At 66.2% G+C, this 15,881-nt stretch carries 14 protein-coding genes; 13 read left to right on the top strand and 1 reads right to left on the bottom strand.

Features of this window, described 5'->3' with window-relative positions; all coding sequences use genetic code 11:
- Window positions 1–174 precede the first annotated feature (174 nt).
- Together E3O47_RS15250 and E3O47_RS15245 are read left to right on the top strand one after the other, a co-directional pair.
- Complete coding sequence (locus E3O47_RS15250) at window positions 175–486, top strand: transposase (RefSeq protein ID WP_134421182.1); 312 nt, start codon at window positions 175–177, stop codon at window positions 484–486.
- An 8-nt stretch (window positions 487–494) separates the two neighbouring features.
- Window positions 495–1,337, top strand: a complete 843-nt coding sequence (locus E3O47_RS15245; protein WP_241986228.1) for an IS3 family transposase — start codon at window positions 495–497, stop codon at window positions 1,335–1,337.
- Between the two features lie 836 nt (window positions 1,338–2,173).
- Here E3O47_RS15245 and E3O47_RS16110 read toward each other — a convergent pair.
- The gene (locus E3O47_RS16110) at window positions 2,174–2,632 is read right to left on the bottom strand and encodes a hypothetical protein (protein ID WP_166785415.1); all 459 of its coding nucleotides are present in this window, start codon (window positions 2,630–2,632) and stop codon (window positions 2,174–2,176) included.
- A gap of 16 nt (window positions 2,633–2,648) precedes the next feature.
- On the opposite strand from E3O47_RS16110, the gene E3O47_RS15235 reads away from it, so the two are divergent.
- The 11 genes from E3O47_RS15235 to E3O47_RS15185 all read left to right on the top strand — a co-directional run bounded on the left by E3O47_RS15235 (window position 2,649) and on the right by E3O47_RS15185 (window position 15,846).
- Window positions 2,649–3,743 (top strand): ATP-binding protein, encoded by a 1,095-nt coding sequence (locus tag E3O47_RS15235; protein ID WP_134421178.1) that lies wholly within the window; start codon window positions 2,649–2,651, stop codon window positions 3,741–3,743.
- A complete protein-coding gene (locus E3O47_RS15230) occupies window positions 3,740–5,080 on the top strand; it encodes a hypothetical protein (RefSeq protein WP_134421176.1) in 1,341 nt (446 codons plus the stop codon). Before E3O47_RS15235 ends, E3O47_RS15230 begins: the two co-directional genes overlap by 4 nt.
- A 92-nt stretch (window positions 5,081–5,172) precedes the next feature.
- Window positions 5,173–5,826 (top strand): thymidine kinase, encoded by a 654-nt coding sequence (locus tag E3O47_RS15225; protein ID WP_134421174.1) that lies wholly within the window; start codon window positions 5,173–5,175, stop codon window positions 5,824–5,826.
- 211 nt (window positions 5,827–6,037) lie between these two features.
- Window positions 6,038–6,691, top strand: a complete 654-nt coding sequence (locus E3O47_RS15220) for a response regulator transcription factor (protein WP_104099815.1) — start codon at window positions 6,038–6,040, stop codon at window positions 6,689–6,691.
- Window positions 6,688–9,051, top strand: a complete 2,364-nt coding sequence (locus tag E3O47_RS16160) for a hypothetical protein (protein ID WP_174722156.1) — start codon at window positions 6,688–6,690, stop codon at window positions 9,049–9,051. Before E3O47_RS15220 ends, E3O47_RS16160 begins: the two co-directional genes overlap by 4 nt.
- A gap of 134 nt (window positions 9,052–9,185) precedes the next feature.
- Window positions 9,186–10,628, top strand: coding sequence for a polysaccharide biosynthesis tyrosine autokinase (locus tag E3O47_RS15210; protein ID WP_134421172.1), 1,443 nt, complete (start codon window positions 9,186–9,188; stop codon window positions 10,626–10,628).
- Window positions 10,628–11,233 carry a low molecular weight phosphatase family protein gene (locus E3O47_RS15205; protein ID WP_134421202.1) on the top strand — a complete coding sequence of 202 codons (606 nt, stop codon included), beginning with the start codon at window positions 10,628–10,630 and terminating at the stop codon, window positions 11,231–11,233. Before E3O47_RS15210 ends, E3O47_RS15205 begins: the two co-directional genes overlap by 1 nt.
- Before the next feature lie 50 nt (window positions 11,234–11,283).
- A complete protein-coding gene (locus E3O47_RS15200; RefSeq protein WP_134421170.1) occupies window positions 11,284–12,219 on the top strand; it encodes a hypothetical protein in 936 nt (311 codons plus the stop codon).
- Window positions 12,210–14,063: a nucleoside-diphosphate sugar epimerase/dehydratase gene (locus E3O47_RS15195; RefSeq protein ID WP_241986227.1), complete on the top strand. Its 1,854-nt coding sequence runs from the start codon at window positions 12,210–12,212 to the stop codon at window positions 14,061–14,063. The genes E3O47_RS15200 and E3O47_RS15195 overlap by 10 nt, the downstream gene beginning before the upstream one ends.
- Window positions 14,060–15,199 (top strand): aminotransferase class I/II-fold pyridoxal phosphate-dependent enzyme, encoded by a 1,140-nt coding sequence (locus tag E3O47_RS15190; protein WP_134421168.1) that lies wholly within the window; start codon window positions 14,060–14,062, stop codon window positions 15,197–15,199. The genes E3O47_RS15195 and E3O47_RS15190 overlap by 4 nt, the downstream gene beginning before the upstream one ends.
- The gene (locus E3O47_RS15185) at window positions 15,196–15,846 is read left to right on the top strand and encodes a sugar transferase (RefSeq protein WP_134421166.1); all 651 of its coding nucleotides are present in this window, start codon (window positions 15,196–15,198) and stop codon (window positions 15,844–15,846) included. The genes E3O47_RS15190 and E3O47_RS15185 overlap by 4 nt, the downstream gene beginning before the upstream one ends.
- The last annotated feature ends 35 nt before the right edge of the window (window positions 15,847–15,881 follow it).

Genomic DNA, 15,881 nt, shown 5'->3' with positions numbered 1-15,881 from the left:
GGGGTTGCCCGGGGCGCGGGGGCTGGGGGGTGCCTGTTCTCTGCCCGTGCCCGCGGGCTGGGGGTGCCTATTCTCTGCCCGTAACTGCGGAGTTTTTCGCAACATGCCGTCCTGGCGGGTGGGGTGACCCAGTGTTTCCGGACAGTCTTCCTGAATTCAGGATTGGATAGATAAATGGAACACGAGAAACACAAACACTTCAGCCCGGAGTTTCGGGCTGCCGCGGTGGCCCGCGTCGCGGAGGGCGACAAATCGATCGTGAAAGTCGCCGCAGCGCTCCGGATCAACCACCGGACTCTGTGGACTTGGGTCAACGCCGCGAGGCTGAAGACCATCGATCCTGCTGGTGAGCTCACGCCGCAAGCCCGGAAACGGATCCGGGACCTGGAGAAGGAAAACGCCCTGCTGCGGAGGGATCTCGACTTCGAGAAAAAAGCGAAGGCCTTCTTCCTGGAACTCGATCAAAACGACAACGGTTCGAAATGATCTCCCGGATGAAGGCCGACTTCCCCATCGCCTACCTCTGCCGCCGGCTCGGAGTATCAACATCAGGGTTCTACGACTGGTCGCACCACGTCACCGCGCCCGCGCAGAGGCGGCATGAAGACCTCACCGGGCAGGTGATGATCGCGTTCGCCGAGTCCAAGGGCGCGGCCGGATACCGCAAAGTCACCGCGGCTCTGAACCGGTCCCGGGTCCCGGTGAACCGCAAAACCATCGCCGGAATCATGCACGATCTGGGATTAATCTCCCCAGCTGCAGAACGCGCCTTCACGATCCGCTACCAGCGGGCCTCCAGACTGGCCGACCCGGTTGATCTGCTCCTGCGGGACTTCACCTCGCTGAGCGTCGGCACGATCCTCGTCGGTGATATCACCTACATCCACACCCAGGAAGGCTGGCTCTATCTCGCCACCGTCATCGACCTAGCCTCCCGCTCCGTGCTCGGCCACGCGACCGGGGCCCGCATGACCACCCAACTCATCACCCGGGCCATGAACATGGCCCTCGAGACCGGCCACGTCAAACCAGGAGCAGTTTTCCACTCCGACCACGGAGTCCAATACCGGTCGAAACGGTTCACGAAGTACTGCGGCCGACACGGCATCATCCGCTCCATGGGCGCGAAGATGCAGTGTTGGGACAACGCCGCCGCCGAAACGTTCTTCTCCAAACTCAAGAGCGAAAGCCTCAACTGGCAAACCTTCACGACAAGGCGCAAGGCCCGCACCGAAGTCATCAACTCCGTTCACCACTTCAGCAACGTTCGCCTGCACCAAACTCTCGGCTACTCAACACCCACCGAACGCCTCATCAAACTCACACTCGCCGCCTAAAATGAAACCGAGGACCCCGGCCGAAAAGACCGGGTCACCCCAGCGCCGTGGGCGGCGTGTTGCGAAATTCTCCGAAGTTAGCTCACACTGCTGCCCCGAACGGATGCCGCGCCGCCGCATCCGTCACGCCCTGTCGCTGGCTCGCCCAAGAGCCTCGACACCGACCCGTGGTGGGGCTAACTCAGGAGATCTCGCCCGAGTCGCGGCCGAGTGTCGGCTACTTTGGCACTGCTTCGCGCCCGTGGTCGGGCCGCCGGCTGGGATCTCCTGAGTTAGCCACATCCGATGCCGGTGGCCGCGGTCGCTGCGCCCTGCTCCTGCTCCAGGAGGGCCGATATCGGTGCGGGGAAGTCCCTGCACCGGTGCCGCCGTATTTTTTTGCCTTCGCCGTGGCCCGTACCCGAGCCATGCTCTGCATAACTCCTGCAGATTCTCAGAAGCGGGTCAAAGCGGGTTAAAACGGGCCGGAATCAGCCTATTTTGGCCAAATTGCAGGAGATGTGCGTGCCCGGAAGTGGGAAGAGGCGGGGACTGGTGGCCAACTCAGGAGATCCCGGCGGGGTCGTGGCCGAGTCGCGGCGACTTCGGCACTGATCCGTGCCCGCGCCGTGGCCAGCGGCTGGGATCTCCTGAGTTGGCCACAACCGGGCGCGGGGGGATGGCAGGGAAGGCATGGAGGGGCGCGGGGGATGGCAGGGTGGCTAGGGCCAGAGCCGCCGGAGCCGCAGCGCCACGCGACCGTACGCGACGGATGCCCCGCCGCCCCGCGCGACCCCAGCCGAACGAATTCGACGGAGATCTTGCACGATGATTGCGCAAAGGGCCCCGTGGCCACGTTATTGTGCACAATCTCCGTCGAATTCGATCTGGGCGAAGCGGATTACCCGGGGCAGCGCGGAAGCGCCCTCGCGGAATGAGAGAATCAACCGAACAGAGAGGGTTGCCATGACGCTTGGACTCCCGGACCACCTGGTCACGAGGGCCCTCAGCCATGCCCTCGCGCGGGCTGCACACTGGTTTGCGCTGACCTGCCTGGCTGCCTCCCTCGCCGCCATCATCCTCCTCAGTTTGTCCACAACCTCAGCCACAACCGCAGCCACAACCGCCACAACAAGTGCCACAACCGCAGCCACAACAACCGCCACGCTCGCCACCACAGCCACAGCCACAACCGCAGCCACAACCGCCACAACAACTTCCACAACCGCCACAACCGCAGCCACAACCGCCACAACCGCAGCCACCACAGCCGCAGCAACGCTCGCCACCACACCCACCGAAACCCTCGCCACCATCGTCGCCCTCCTCCTCATGGCCGCCGTGCTGATCGCCCTCTCCCTGCGCCGCACCGTCGCCCTGACGATCGCCTACCTCGTGACCGGCACCGTCGCCACCTACCTCTACACGATTACCGTGCTCGGCATCCCCGCCCTGTTCCCGAGCTCGAACGTCTTCCTCGTCACCCTGCCGAAACTGGCCCTGGTCATGATCGGCGGCGCCGGAGTCTCCGCCCGCGCCGGCGTGCTCTGGAGCAGCACCGCCTTCGTCCTGGCCGAAGCCGTCACGGTCTACGCCGCCACGCAAACCGAGGTGCCCTACGGCGCGGACGTCTTCACCATCTCGACCTATCTCTTCCTCGTCAGCGTGCTGCTGCTCACGGTCTTCGTGCGCCGCGAGTGGTCCGTTCAGATCGCCCTGCACCGGGCCATGCAGACCGACCAGACCCGCCTGCTACGCCACGAGCTCGACCTGCGCACCCTCGCCCTGGGTCAGGACACCACCCTCCAGCAGCTCGTCGCCCTCGCCCGCGCGCATCCCGGGCCGCTCAGCGCCAACCTGGCCGGCAGCATCCGTGACACCCTGCAGACCCTGCGCGGCACCGACTGGCTCACCGACGCCGATGCGCTGAGCGTCGAACCGCACGGGGGCACGGATGCCTGGCTCACCAGCGCGGTCTACGCCGCCATCGAGCGCAGTCGCGATCGTGGCCTCGTGGTTGAAGTCACGGGAGACCGCGCCGCCCTCGGCCGCCTGAGCCCGGCCAGCGACCGCGAGCTGAGCCTGGCGGTGCAGCAGTGCCTCGTGAACGTGATCCTCCACTCCGGCATCGTCGCCGCCGAGGTCGTGATCGAGTCCGAGCCGAGCAGCATTTCACTGATGGTGATGGATGCCGGGCGCGGCTTCACGGAATCGGAGACCGGCGCCGACCGTCTCGGCCTGCGCCAGGCGGTGCGCCGCCGGATCGAACGCCTGGGTGGCTCGGTGAGCATCCTCACCCGGCCGGGCGCCGGCACCTCGGTGATGCTGAGCGTGCCCGTGGCGATCGAGGAACCCGGCGGGCACGCCGAGCCGACAAAACAGCCCGAACAAACAGAAACCCCAGACCCCGAGCGGGTGGCCCAGTGACACCCACGAACGCAACCTCGCGATCAGGCAGCGCCGCGGCCACGGCCGCAGCTGCAGCCGCACAGCAGAACCACACCCCCGTCCCCACGCCTCACACCAAACCGCACGCCTTCACCCAGCAGCGCCTCGACCCGCTCGGCGCCCTCGCGGTCTGGACGATCGTGCCCGGCATCGCCCTGGTCGTGTTCGGCTACGCGGTGGTGACCACGGTGCTGCAGGCCGACGAGATCCGGCATCCGTTCCTGGCCGTGCTCGCGCTCGTCGCCACCGCAGCGGCGTCCGCCGCGCTCGTGTCGGCCGTACGACCATCGCGGTCCCCGGTGCGCCAGACGTCGCTGCTGCTGATCATCAGCCTCGGCCTGGCCGCCCACCTGCTCGACCAGACCGCCCGCTGGGGCAGCAACTCCCTGGTGCAAGACGACTTCGGCCCGATCACCATCGGCTTCCTGCTCGTGGCCCTCGCCCCCTTCCGCCCCTGGCGTGAACTGGTGCTGACCGCGGTGCTCGCCTCCGTCATCGTGGCCGCGGTCACACTGCCGCAGGAACCGTTCCGCTCGCTGCGGGTGCCGTCGGGCGTCTTCGTGGTCGTCGCGGTCACCCAGGTGCTCGCACTCGGCCTCGCCGGCGCTGCGTATTCCCGCCGCATCGTGCGTCAACTGCTGGCCTGGCAAACGGATGCCCGCCGCGCCATCGCCCGGCGCACCGAAGAATCCCGCGGCAGCGTGGTGCGCCAGGTGGTCGAGCAGCAGCTCGCCACCCTGCAGCCCGGTGTCTTCCCCCTCTTCGACGGCGTGCTCGAACGCGGCGTGGTGACCAAGGCCGACATCAATCGCGCGAACGAGCTCGCCGCCGGGGTTCGCCGGGCGATCGTGGCGCACATCGACGAGACCTGGCTCGACGCCGTCATCGCCCGCGAACGCACGGCGCTCCTCGAGCGCGGCAAGGATCCGCTGCTCGTCGTGGCCGACCCCGAGCACCGGGCGGCGCACTTCGGCACGCAGCAGCGCGCGGCCACCTCGGCCCTGATCAGCATGCTCTGCCTGGCCCCCGGCTTCGACCCGCGCAGCCTCGTGGTGCAGGCCGACACCGAGCCCGACTCCGAGCCCGACACCCAGGTCGATCCGCCGAGCGACCGCCAGCAGCGGCACTCCGGCATCGACACGTTCTCGATCCGGGTAGCGCTCGACCTCCCGCCGCGCCGGGTGCGCGCCCTGCTGCGCTCCTACACGGCGGTGCTGCGGGTGGTGTTCCCGTGGGTGCGGGTGAGCATCCGTCGCCCCGGCCTGACGCTGGAATTCGGCGACAAGCGCCCCCGCCCGGTTCCACCAGTACGCTGAGCTAGGCGCACGCAGCGCCACGACACGCAGCGCAGCATGACGCAGCGCAGCAGAGCGGCACGAGCGCGACCAGCCGAGGGGGCGACCACGCAATGGCGAAACTGTATTTCCGCTACGGAGCCATGAACAGCGGCAAGAGCACCTCGATGCTCCAGGCCGCCTACAACTACGAGGAACGCGGCCACCAGGTGCTGTTGGCCAAGCCGTCGGTCGACACCAAGGGCGACCGGGGCATCCTTTCCCGGCTCGGCGTCACCCGGGCCGTGGACTACCTGCTCACCCCCGAGACGGATGCCTACGCCCTGTTCCACGAGCACCGCGCCCGGGTGCTCGCCAAGACCGGCCTCGACGTGAGCGCCCTGCTGGTGGACGAGGCGCAGTTCCTCACCGAGCAGCAGGTGGACGACCTGCTGCGCATCGCTATCCTCGAGAACATCCCGGTGCTGGCCTACGGTATCCGCACCGATTTTCAGACGGTGGCCTTTCCGGGCAGCCGGCGCCTGCTCGAGGTGGCGCACAGCCTCGAAGAGCTGAAAACCATCTGCCGGTGTGGGCGCAAGGCCGTGTTCAACGGGCGCCAGATCGACGGGGTCTTCGTCTTCGACGGCGACCAGGTAGCCATCGACGGCGCCGAGGTGACCTACGAGTCGCTCTGCGGATCGTGCTACCTCGAGGAAAGCAATGGTGTGCTGAACAACCGCAGCCGGCCCGCACCCACGCCCGCAGGACGGACCGCACTCGCGTGACAACTGGAAGGAAGGGGCGCTCGAACGACTTCGGGATCGCGAGCGCCCCACCAACCCCCCGGTTGGTTTTCCCCATGCCTAAACGTAGGGGCCGCTTTACGGACTGACCAGCCGTTACTTCTTGTGGCACCAGAACAGGGGTCACTCCGCACGTCGTTGAACCCTGCCCGAGACCCCGGCAGGCACCGCCCCGAGAATCCAAGGATCGCCGATGTCCCGCTTTCGCGTAGCCCTGATCGATGACCACGAGATCGTCGCCCGCGGATTCGCCGGCCTCTTCGCCACGATCCCCGAGATCGAGGTGGTGGCCACGGTCGCGACCGTGACCGAGCTGCTCGAGTCTGCCGTGCAGCAGACGCCCGTCGACCTGGTCATCCTGGATCTGCGGCTCTCCGACGGGTCCACCGCCACCGGCAACGTCGACCGGCTGCGCGGGGCGGGCGCGGCGGTGCTTGCGTTCACCGGTGGCGACGACGCCGCTCTGATGCGGGCCGCGGCGCGCAGCGGCGTGCTGGGTGTGGTGCGCAAGTCCGAGCCGACCGCGGTGCTGCTCGACGCCGTCACCCGGGCGGCGGCGGGGGAGACCGTGGTCTCCACCGAGTGGGCCGCGGCCCTCGACGGCGACCCGGACCTCTCCGACGCGGGCCTGAGCGTGCGCGAGTGCGAGGTGCTCTCGCTCTACGCTGCGGGCGCGAAGGCACCGCTGGTGGCCTCGCGGATGGGACTCTCCGAGGCCACGGTGATCGACTACATCCGTCGGGTGCGCTCGAAATATGAGCGGGTCGGCCGCCCGGCGAACACCAAGATCGACCTCTACAAGCGGGCACTGGAAGACGGCCTGCTGCCCATCCCCGGCCAGCCGTGACACGGCCGCTCCGGCCAACCCGGCCGCCCCGGCCGCCCCGGCCAACCCGGCCAACCCGGCCAACCCGGCCAATCCGGCCGCAGTCCTCGACCGAGCGCCTCGCCCGCCTGCTCTACGGCGCGCTCGGGCCCACCGCCCTTGTCTTCGGGCTGCTCTGCCTGGGCACCGTGCTCGAGCAGGCCTGGAAGCCGCAGCGGTCCTGGTCGGTGGCGGCGTGGCTGCTGATCTTCGGGCTGCCGATGCTGCTCGCCGTGCTCTCACGCCGGGTGCCGTTGCGCGTGCTGCGGGTGATCGCGCTCGCCGAGGGGGCCCTCTTCGTGCTGCTGCTGATGTTCTGGCTGACCGAACGGGCGGAGCCGCTGCCGGCGGGCGCGGACATCCCCTGGGCGATCACCCTCACCGGCGTGCCCGTGATGGCCGTGGCGGTGACCACCCGCGACCGCACGGCCTGGGCCTACCTGGTGCTGGTCTGCACGATGAGCGGGCTGCTGCGTGCGGCCACCTCGACTGACCCCTCCCCGGTGCTGGTCGGTGTGGAAGACGGCCTCTACTCGTTCCTGCTGTTGAGCATGCTCGTGGGACTGACCACCATGGCGCGCCGCAGCGCCGATAAGGTCGACCAGGCGGCCACGATTGCCCTCGTGCAGCTCGTCGATCACGCCGACCGCCTCGCGCGCAAACACGAGCGGCTCACCATCGACGCCCTGGTGCACGACAGCGTCATCTCAACCCTGCTGATGGCCGGACGCGGCGGCACCCCGGTGCCGGTGCTGAGCCGGCACGCGGCCGACACCCTGGTGCGGCTCGACGCCCAGCGCGCTCCGCTACCCGACCCGAGCATGCCCGGCCTCCAGGTGACTCGGCGCCTCCAGCAGCTGGTGGCCGAGCTGGCACCGGATGCCCAGATCACCTCCAACCTGCCCGGCACCCTCACGGTGCCCGCCCTCGCCGTGACCGCCCTGCTCGGCGCCGTCGGCGAGGCCCTCCGCAACTCGGTCGCCGCCGACGTGCGGGAGCCCGTGCGGAGTCCGGTGGCCCGCACCCTTACCGTGCGCAGCTACCAGGGCGGCATCCGGGTGGCCGTGCACGACAACGGCGTCGGCTTCGACCCGGCAAGGGTGCCGGCCGAGCGCCTGGGCATCGCGCAGAGCATCATCGGCCGCATGGAGCGCCTCTCCGGCGGTGCCGCCGCCGTGCGCTCCCGCCCCGGCGTCGGCACCGAGGTGGTGGTCTCCTGGACGCCCACACCTGCAGCCCCCGCGCAGCCGGTCCCGGCCCTCTCGAGCGCACCCCCGACCCCGCCGCGACCCGCCACGCAGCTGAAGGGCGTGACCCGCCTGCCGAAGGCCCTGTCCACTACCATCCTCATGGGATTCATCGCCGTGCACGCCCTTCTCGCCTTCGCCGACGGTGAACCCCCGTGGACCCTGCCCTACGAGATCCTCGGGTTCGTGGCGGTGTCTGCGGCGGCCGCCTGGCTCACCCTCGTCGTGCCTGACCCGGTGTCGCCTCGCAACGCCGTTATGGTGCTCGCGCTGTGTGGGCTGTCCGCCGTGGCCACGGCATTCCCGGTGCCGCCGGTCGGGTCGACCCCGTTCGCCCACTGGTACCTCGGCGCCATCACCATGCTGTTGGTCGTGCTGGCGGTGCGCGGCCAGCCCGGATTCGCATGGTACGGCTACGGCATGATCATGGTCATCTCGATCGTCTGGGCGCTGCTCAACGGACTGTCGCTGCTCGACGGGGTGAACCTGGCCATCCGTCATGCCGGCACCCTGCTCGCCGGAACCCTGTTCGCCGTGGGTCTGAAGCGTTCTACCCAGACCCTGGCCGGGCTGAACCGGGAGCGAGCCCGCAGCGGCGCCGCGGCGGCCACGGCGGCGGCGGCCCTCGATGAGCGCGAAACCCAGCTGACCCGGGTGAACACGCTGGCCCGGCCCACCCTGCAGCGCCTCGCGAATTTGCTGAAAAGCGACGCCCTGCAGAACAACCTCCTGCAGATCAATCCCCTGCAGATTGAACCGACCCTGCGAGCGGAAAGCCTGCTCGTGGAGGCCACCCTGCGCGACGCCATCCGGGGGCGCTCGCTCTTCGTCGAGCCGGTGATCACCGCGGCCCGCGCCGCCCGCATCCGAGGCGTCGACGTGACCCTGCTCGACGACAGCACCGACCGGCCGCCCCGGCAGCTGGCCGCCGCGGCCGCCATCGTGGCTGCCCAGCTCGACGCCCTCACTCAGGGTCACCTGATCGCCCGGCTGCTGCCCGCCGACCGCGCCACGATCGCCTCGATCGTGGTCGACGCCGGCGAGCCACGGATGCTCACGGTCGCCCCCGACGGCACCCTCCAGCCGTCTTTGTAGCACCCGTACGAAAACCCGAGAGAACTTCACACCCCCCATGGGGGGTGGCCCAATACCCCTATGTGCAAGGATGGACAAGGGGATAATGCAATTCGAGCGGTTCCTCTCTGCCTAGTACTACCGGAGGAACGCGCGTGGAGCTCAAGGACTACCTCAGGATCTTTCATAAAAGTTGGATCCTGATTCTCGCTTGCACCCTCTTCGGAATCGCCGGCGCGGCCGGTGCGGCCATTGCGACCACCCCGAAGTACATCGCCAACACCCAGCTCTACGTCGCGGTGCAGGCCTCCGCCGGCGCTGTGACCGGAGACCTGGTTCAGGGAACCAGCTTTGCCCGGCAGGCTGTCACGTCGTACGTCGACGTCGTCGACAGTGCCATCGTGCTCGACGAGGTCATCAAGCAACTGAACCTCGACCTGACCGCCGCGCAGCTCGCCTCCACAATCACCTCCACGTCACCCCTCAACACCGTTCTGATCGACGTCTCCGTGACCAACAGCGACCCGGAGCTAGCCGCTCAGATCGCCAACTCCGTCGGGCAGAACTTCAGCAAGGTCGTCGTCGACCGCCTTGAGAAGCCCGATGGCGACGCAGCCAGCCCCGTGAAGATCGAAACGATCCAGCCGGCGATCGTGCCGACAACGCCGGCCAGCCCCAACGTGCCGTTGAACATCGCCCTCGGCCTTCTCGTGGGTCTCGCGGTCGGCATCGGGCTCGCTGTGCTGCGCAGCGTGCTCGACACCCGCATCCACAGCCTGCACGACATCGAGCTGGTCACCGACTCACCGATGCTCGGCGGCATCACCAACGACCCCGGCGCGAGCCTTCGCCCCCTGGTCGTGCACACCGACCCGAAGAACCCGCGGGCCGAGGCATTCCGCAGCCTGCGCACCAACCTCCAGTTCGTGAACATCGAGGGTGGCCCGCGCAGTTTCGTGGTCACCAGTTCGGTGCCCGGCGAGGGAAAGAGCACGACCACGGCGAACCTCGCAATCGCGCTCGCCGAGACCGGCGCCCGGGTCGCGTTGATCGACGGGGACCTGCGCCTGCCACGCGTGGCGGAATACATGGGCATCGAGGGCGGCGTCGGCCTTACCGACGTGCTCATCGGTCGCGCCGAGCTCGCGGACGTTCTGCAGAAGTGGGGCAAGAACAAGCTGTTCGTTCTGCCCAGCGGCCGCGTTCCCCCGAACCCGAGCGAATTACTCGGCTCCGCTGCGATGGCCCGCATGCTCGGCGCGCTCACCGAGGAGTTCGACGTGGTGCTGATCGACGCCCCGCCGCTACTGCTGGTGACGGATGCCGCCGTGCTGAGCAAGCTCTGCGGCGGCGCCATCATGGTGGTGGCCTCCGGGCGCACGAAGCGCAACGAGCTGACCAGCGCCGTGAAGGCTTTGGAGCGCGCGGGGAGCCGCCTCGTCGGCATGGTCATCACCATGCTTCCCACCAGGGGGCCCGACTCCTACGGCTACGGCCAGTACAGCTACGGCACGATTCACGAGGAAGAGAAAGCAACTGTCGGTGCCGCAGCGCCTGCGGGGCGGGGCATCCGCAAGGCCCGACGGAGAACCGCGTGATGCAGACCTTCTCCATTCTCACGGTCTGCTCGGGCAACATCTGCCGCTCGCCGCTGGCCGAACAGCTCTTACGTGTCGGCCTGGCGTCGTGGCCGCAGGTGCAGCTGGCCAGTGCCGGAACAATCGGCCTGACCGGTCAGGGCATGCCAGCGCAAGCCGCTGACCTGTCGCGCCATTTCGGCGGTGACCCGAGTGCCCACGTGGCCCAAGAGCTGACCGCCGAGCACGTGCAGAACGCCGACCTGGTGTTCGCGATGTCCCGCGAACACCGACGCGCCATCGTTGAGCTTTTGCCACGCGCCATCCGTTACACGTTCACGATCCGCGAGTTCGCGCGTCTCGTTGCGGACCTCACCGATGACGACCTCGACGAGGCTGCCGCTCTGCCCCTCGATGACCTTGTTGGGCGCCTCTCCACTCTGATCGGGTTGGCCGCGTCTCAGCGTGGCGCTGTCGCCCCCCTGGTATCGGCCGATGACGACGACGTTGTTGACCCCTATCGCCGTAGCGACGAGGTCTATGTGGAGTCCGCCCAACAGCTCGTGCCGGCCATTAACGCTGTCACTGCCCTGTTCCATAGAGCCGCAACGGTGCAGCCGAGCTAGTGAACGCCGTGGGAGGAAATAGGCCTAAGAGTCGCAAGAACCGCGACAGCGTGCTTCGCCGTCGCCTGCTCATTGCGGGTCTGGCCGTGTTCTTGCTGTTCGACGTTGCCCTGGTGTCCTTTGCACTCACCGCGTCGAAGCCCTCCGCCAATGCGGGCACGGCGGTCGAGCCTGTCGAGACCACGACGCCGGATCCCGAGCCGTCGGAAACAGAGCAGCCGGTGGTCGAGCCTGTCGAGCCCACGGCAATTGAATCTTCGACCCCTGGCCGTATCCTCACCGCCCTCGACGCGTCCACACTCTGGCGTGCCACGACCGGTGACTGCCCCGCCGCCACCGCGAACCCGGAGCTCTCCACCGACGCCGGTGAGACCTGGACAGCACTCGACGCTTCGGCCGACACCGATTCCTCCTCCATCCTGTCGATCACTATCTCCAGCGAGTCGGAGGCCTCCATGGTCACGCTCACGGCCGCAGACTGCACCCCGCAACGCGTGACTACCTTCGTGGCCGGCGACCAGTGGCAGGAATACCCCGATCGTGTCGGGACCAACTGGTACGTGGACCCGGCGGACCGGGCCACCGTGCACGGCCCCACCGGCACGTTCCCTGCTCCCTGCACGTCGGTTGTCGCGCTCGCACCCCGCACCGACACCACGGCGGCTGTGCTCTGTTCAGACGGCACCCTGTTTCGCACCGACGATGGTGCCGCAACCTTTGGGTCCGGGGTCGCTCTTCCCGGCGCCGCGAACCTGACTGTCAGCGACGACGGTTACATCATCGTGGCCACCGATCAGGCAGGCTGCGCGGGCGCACAGCTGCTCGCGACGCCTGAAGAGCTGGACGGGGTGCTCACCCCGAGCGGATGCCGGGAGACGGAAGTCACGCCGGGAGACCTGGCGGTGGCAAGCGCCGATGGATTTGTCTGGCTGTGGGCGGGGGACGAGATGAGTAAGTCGAGTGATGGGGGCACAACATGGCAATAAGCGACTTTGCAACGACGAGAATGCAGGAGCTGCACGGGTCTGTGCCGCTAGTGCGGTTCGGTACTCAGTTCGCGTTTGACGCGGGAGCTTGGGTTGTCGCCCTGTTCCTGGCCGAGATTCTTCGCTATGAGTTTGACCTGCAGCTGATTGACATCCGACCGCTGTTGGCTCTCTGTGCGGTCGCGTGCCTGGTGCAGTTTTTTGCCGGCGGTGCCAACCACCTTTACCAGGGGCGCCACATCTACGGGAGCTTTTCCGAGGTGCGGGCGCTGCTCGGGGTCGTTCTCGCGTCGACCGTCATCCTGGGCATCCCGGTTGCTGTCGCCGGCACGATGGTCGGCATTCCCCGCAGCACGGTTTTCATCGCACTTCCCATGGCCTTCGTCTTGATGGGCGGCGTTCGCTACGTCAAGCGTCTCCTGGTGGAACGGTCGGTCGTTCCCAAGGACGACATTCAGAAGGCCCTGATCTTTGGCGCCGGTTACATGGGCGCGTCAATCGCTCGGCGCATGACCACTGACCGCAACTCACCATTCCTGCCGGTGGGGATCATCGACGACGATCCGCGCAAGCGCACTCTCTGGCTTCATGACGTTCGCGTCGTCGGTTCTCGCGCCGACCTCTCCGCTGCAGCTCAGGAAACCGGAGCGACTGCGCTGGTCGTGGCCATTGCCAAGGCCGATGCAACTCTGCTGCGTGAGATTACCGATGCCGCCAAGGTCGCGCATCTCAAGGTGTTGGTTCTTCCTCCCCTTGAAGAACTGCTCAACGGCAAGTCACGCCTCAATGACCTTCGCGATATCTCGATCGAAGACTTGATCGGCCGTCACCCTGTTGACACCCACGTTGAGTCGATCGCGGGTTACCTCGCCGGCAAACGCGTGCTGGTCACGGGCGCGGGCGGTTCCATCGGTTCCGAACTGTGCCGTCAGATCACCAAATTCGGCCCGAGCGAACTGATCATGCTCGATCGCGATGAGACCGGTCTCCAGGGCACGCAAATCTCAATCCTCGGTCACGGCCTTCTCGACACGAAGGACGTGGTGCTTGCGGACATCCGGGATGCGGAGGCGCTGAAGACCATCTTTGCCGAGCGTCGACCCGAGGTGGTTTTCCACGCTGCTGCTCTCAAACACCTTCCGATGCTGGAGCAGTATCCCGACGAGGCGTGGAAGACCAATGTGCTCGGCACACTGAATGTGCTCGAAGCCGCGCAGGCGTCCGGGGTGACCACGTTCGTGAACATTTCCACCGACAAAGCCGCGAACCCCACGAGCGTGCTCGGTCATTCCAAGCGCGTTGCCGAGAAGCTCACAGCGTGGGCCGCCCAACAATCCGAGCGCGCGTACCTCTCGGTTCGCTTCGGCAATGTCATCGGCAGTCGTGGCTCGATGCTGCCCACGTTCACTACCCTTATCGAGGCCGGCGGACCGCTGACGATCACCCATCCTGACGTCACCCGCTTCTTCATGACCATCCCCGAGGCATGCCAGCTGGTGATTCAGGCCGGCGGTATCGGTGGTCCCGCGGAGGTGCTTATCCTCGACATGGGTGAGCCGGTCAGAATCCTGGACGTGGCCGAGCGAATGATCGGAATGTCGGGCAAGGATATCGAGATCGTCTACACCGGCCTGCGCCCGGGGGAGAAGCTGCACGAAGAACTTATCGGCGATCACGAAACGGACGCACGACCCATCCACCCGAAGATCACCCACGCCTCCATAGCCCCCATTCGCCCCGAGAACCTGAACAAACCGGGTTGGGATGAGCGTTGCCGTCAAGATCCAACAAATCGGCCAGCCCAGGCTGAGCCCGCGCTGGCCGGAACAGGAATACCCCTATGAGTGAACGCATCTACATGTCTTCGCCCGATGTAGGCGCTATCGAAGAGCAGTACATGGTGGCCGCGATCAGGTCCGGCTGGATCGCACCTCTTGGACCCGACGTCAATGCCTTCGAGGGGGAGATGGCGGAGCGCATCGGTGTGGCACACGCTGTTGCCCTCAGCTCGGGTACGGCGGCCCTGCACCTTGGGCTGCTTGGGCTTGGAGTCGGGCCGGGCGACATTGTGCTCACGTCGACGATGACGTTCGCGGCGACTGCTAACGCAATCGTCTATACAGGGGCTGAACCGTTCTTCGTTGACTGCGAGATCCAGAGCGGAAATATGGATCCGGATCTCCTTCGTCAGGCTATTGAGCAGCTCCTCGGGAGTGGCGAGAAGGTTGCCGCAATTGTTCCGGTCGACCTGCTTGGTAAGGCGGTTAATTACACCAAGATCTGTGCATGTGCAGAGGAATTTGGCATTCCCGTTCTTGCCGACGCCGCCGAATCCCTTGGAGCCAGCCATATGGGCAAACCGGCGGGTTCTTTTGGTCATGCTTCGATCGTTTCCTTCAATGGAAACAAGATAATGACCACGTCCGGCGGCGGAATGCTACTTACAGACAGCGTTGAATTAGCCTCCCGCACGCGCTATCTGGCTACGCAGGCCCGACAGCCGGTCACGCACTACGAGCACACCGAGATCGGATACAACTATCGGCTGAGTAATCTGCTGGCCGCTCTCGGCAGAGCGCAGCTGTCCCGTCTGGACGAGATGATCGCCCGACGCCGGGAAATGCGTGAACGCTATCGGGAGCTGTTCGCAGCCGTAGACGGCGTTGAGGTCTTTGGAGGCGACGCGGACGAGGGCGACAACTGTTGGCTCACATCAATCATCATCGACTCTTCGGTAACTCGATGGCCGTCCTCCGAGCTGAGCGCGGCCCTGCTGACAGACAATATCGAGACTCGCCCATTGTGGAAGCCCATGCACCTGCAACCCGTTTTCGCCGCTTCACGGGCTGCCGTGAACGGGAATTCTGAGCATCTATTCAGGACCGGTCTCACCCTGCCGAGCGGGTCTTCGTTGAATGGATCTGAAATAGAACGAGTGGAGTCGGCTTTAAGTCGTTTTCTGGGCGGACGTGCACGATGAGCTCGTCTGAACGCACCTCCTATGACGTAGTGAAACGTGGATTGGACGGGCTTGTCGCCGTCGTTGGGCTGGTTGTGTGCTCTCCGGTACTGGCTACGATCGCACTCCTGGTTGCCGCGAAATTGGGTCGCCCCGTGTTGTTCGTACAGGACCGACCGGGCCTGCACGGTCGTGTTTTTAAGTTGTACAAATTTCGTACTATGAAAAACGTCGATGTCGAGAGTGGGCTCGTTAGCGATGGTCAACGTCTCACGCCATTCGGGAAAGCGCTTCGAACGACAAGCTTGGACGAACTCCCCACCCTAGTGAATGTCCTCAAAGGCGATATGAGCATGGTCGGACCAAGACCGCTTCTCGTGCGGTACCTGAGTCGATATTCGCCCGAACAGGCTCGCCGACATGAAGTCAGGCCCGGAATCACCGGCCTCGCTCAAGCCAACGGGCGGAATGCGCTTACCTGGGACGAGAAATTCATCCTCGACGTTCAGTACGTAGACAGTCGAGGTTTTTCCGTTGATGCCAGCATTCTCCGTGATACGGCCAGTGCACTAGTCCGTCGCGATGGGATCAACGCTGATGGGCAGGCCACGATGAACGAGTTCCTTGGCCGAGCCTCGACACCGCCGGAGGATCGATCGGCGGAGTAGGAATCTCCGATCGGGTATTGCGGACCGGCTCTGGT

Origin of the sequence: Cryobacterium sp. TMT2-17-1, from assembly GCF_004402765.1 — a bacterium.
Lineage (GTDB): Bacteria > Actinomycetota > Actinomycetes > Actinomycetales > Microbacteriaceae > Cryobacterium > Cryobacterium sandaracinum.
This window is presented reverse-complemented; position numbering and strand designations above follow the sequence as displayed.

Coding starts and splice junctions, on each gene's coding strand:
- E3O47_RS15225 (WP_134421174.1), top strand. CDS start 5,173: ATGGCGAAACTGTATTTCCGCTACGGAGCCATGAACAGCGGCAAGAGC.
- E3O47_RS15185 (WP_134421166.1), top strand. CDS start 15,196: ATGAGCTCGTCTGAACGCACCTCCTATGACGTAGTGAAACGTGGATTG.
- E3O47_RS15250 (WP_134421182.1), top strand. CDS start 175: ATGGAACACGAGAAACACAAACACTTCAGCCCGGAGTTTCGGGCTGCC.
- E3O47_RS15195 (WP_241986227.1), top strand. CDS start 12,210: ATGGCAATAAGCGACTTTGCAACGACGAGAATGCAGGAGCTGCACGGG.
- E3O47_RS15205 (WP_134421202.1), top strand. CDS start 10,628: ATGCAGACCTTCTCCATTCTCACGGTCTGCTCGGGCAACATCTGCCGC.
- E3O47_RS15235 (WP_134421178.1), top strand. CDS start 2,649: ATGGCCGCCGTGCTGATCGCCCTCTCCCTGCGCCGCACCGTCGCCCTG.
- E3O47_RS15245 (WP_241986228.1), top strand. CDS start 495: ATGAAGGCCGACTTCCCCATCGCCTACCTCTGCCGCCGGCTCGGAGTA.
- E3O47_RS16110 (WP_166785415.1), bottom strand. CDS start 2,632: ATGGTGGCGAGGGTTTCGGTGGGTGTGGTGGCGAGCGTTGCTGCGGCT.
- E3O47_RS15190 (WP_134421168.1), top strand. CDS start 14,060: ATGAGTGAACGCATCTACATGTCTTCGCCCGATGTAGGCGCTATCGAA.
- E3O47_RS15220 (WP_104099815.1), top strand. CDS start 6,038: ATGTCCCGCTTTCGCGTAGCCCTGATCGATGACCACGAGATCGTCGCC.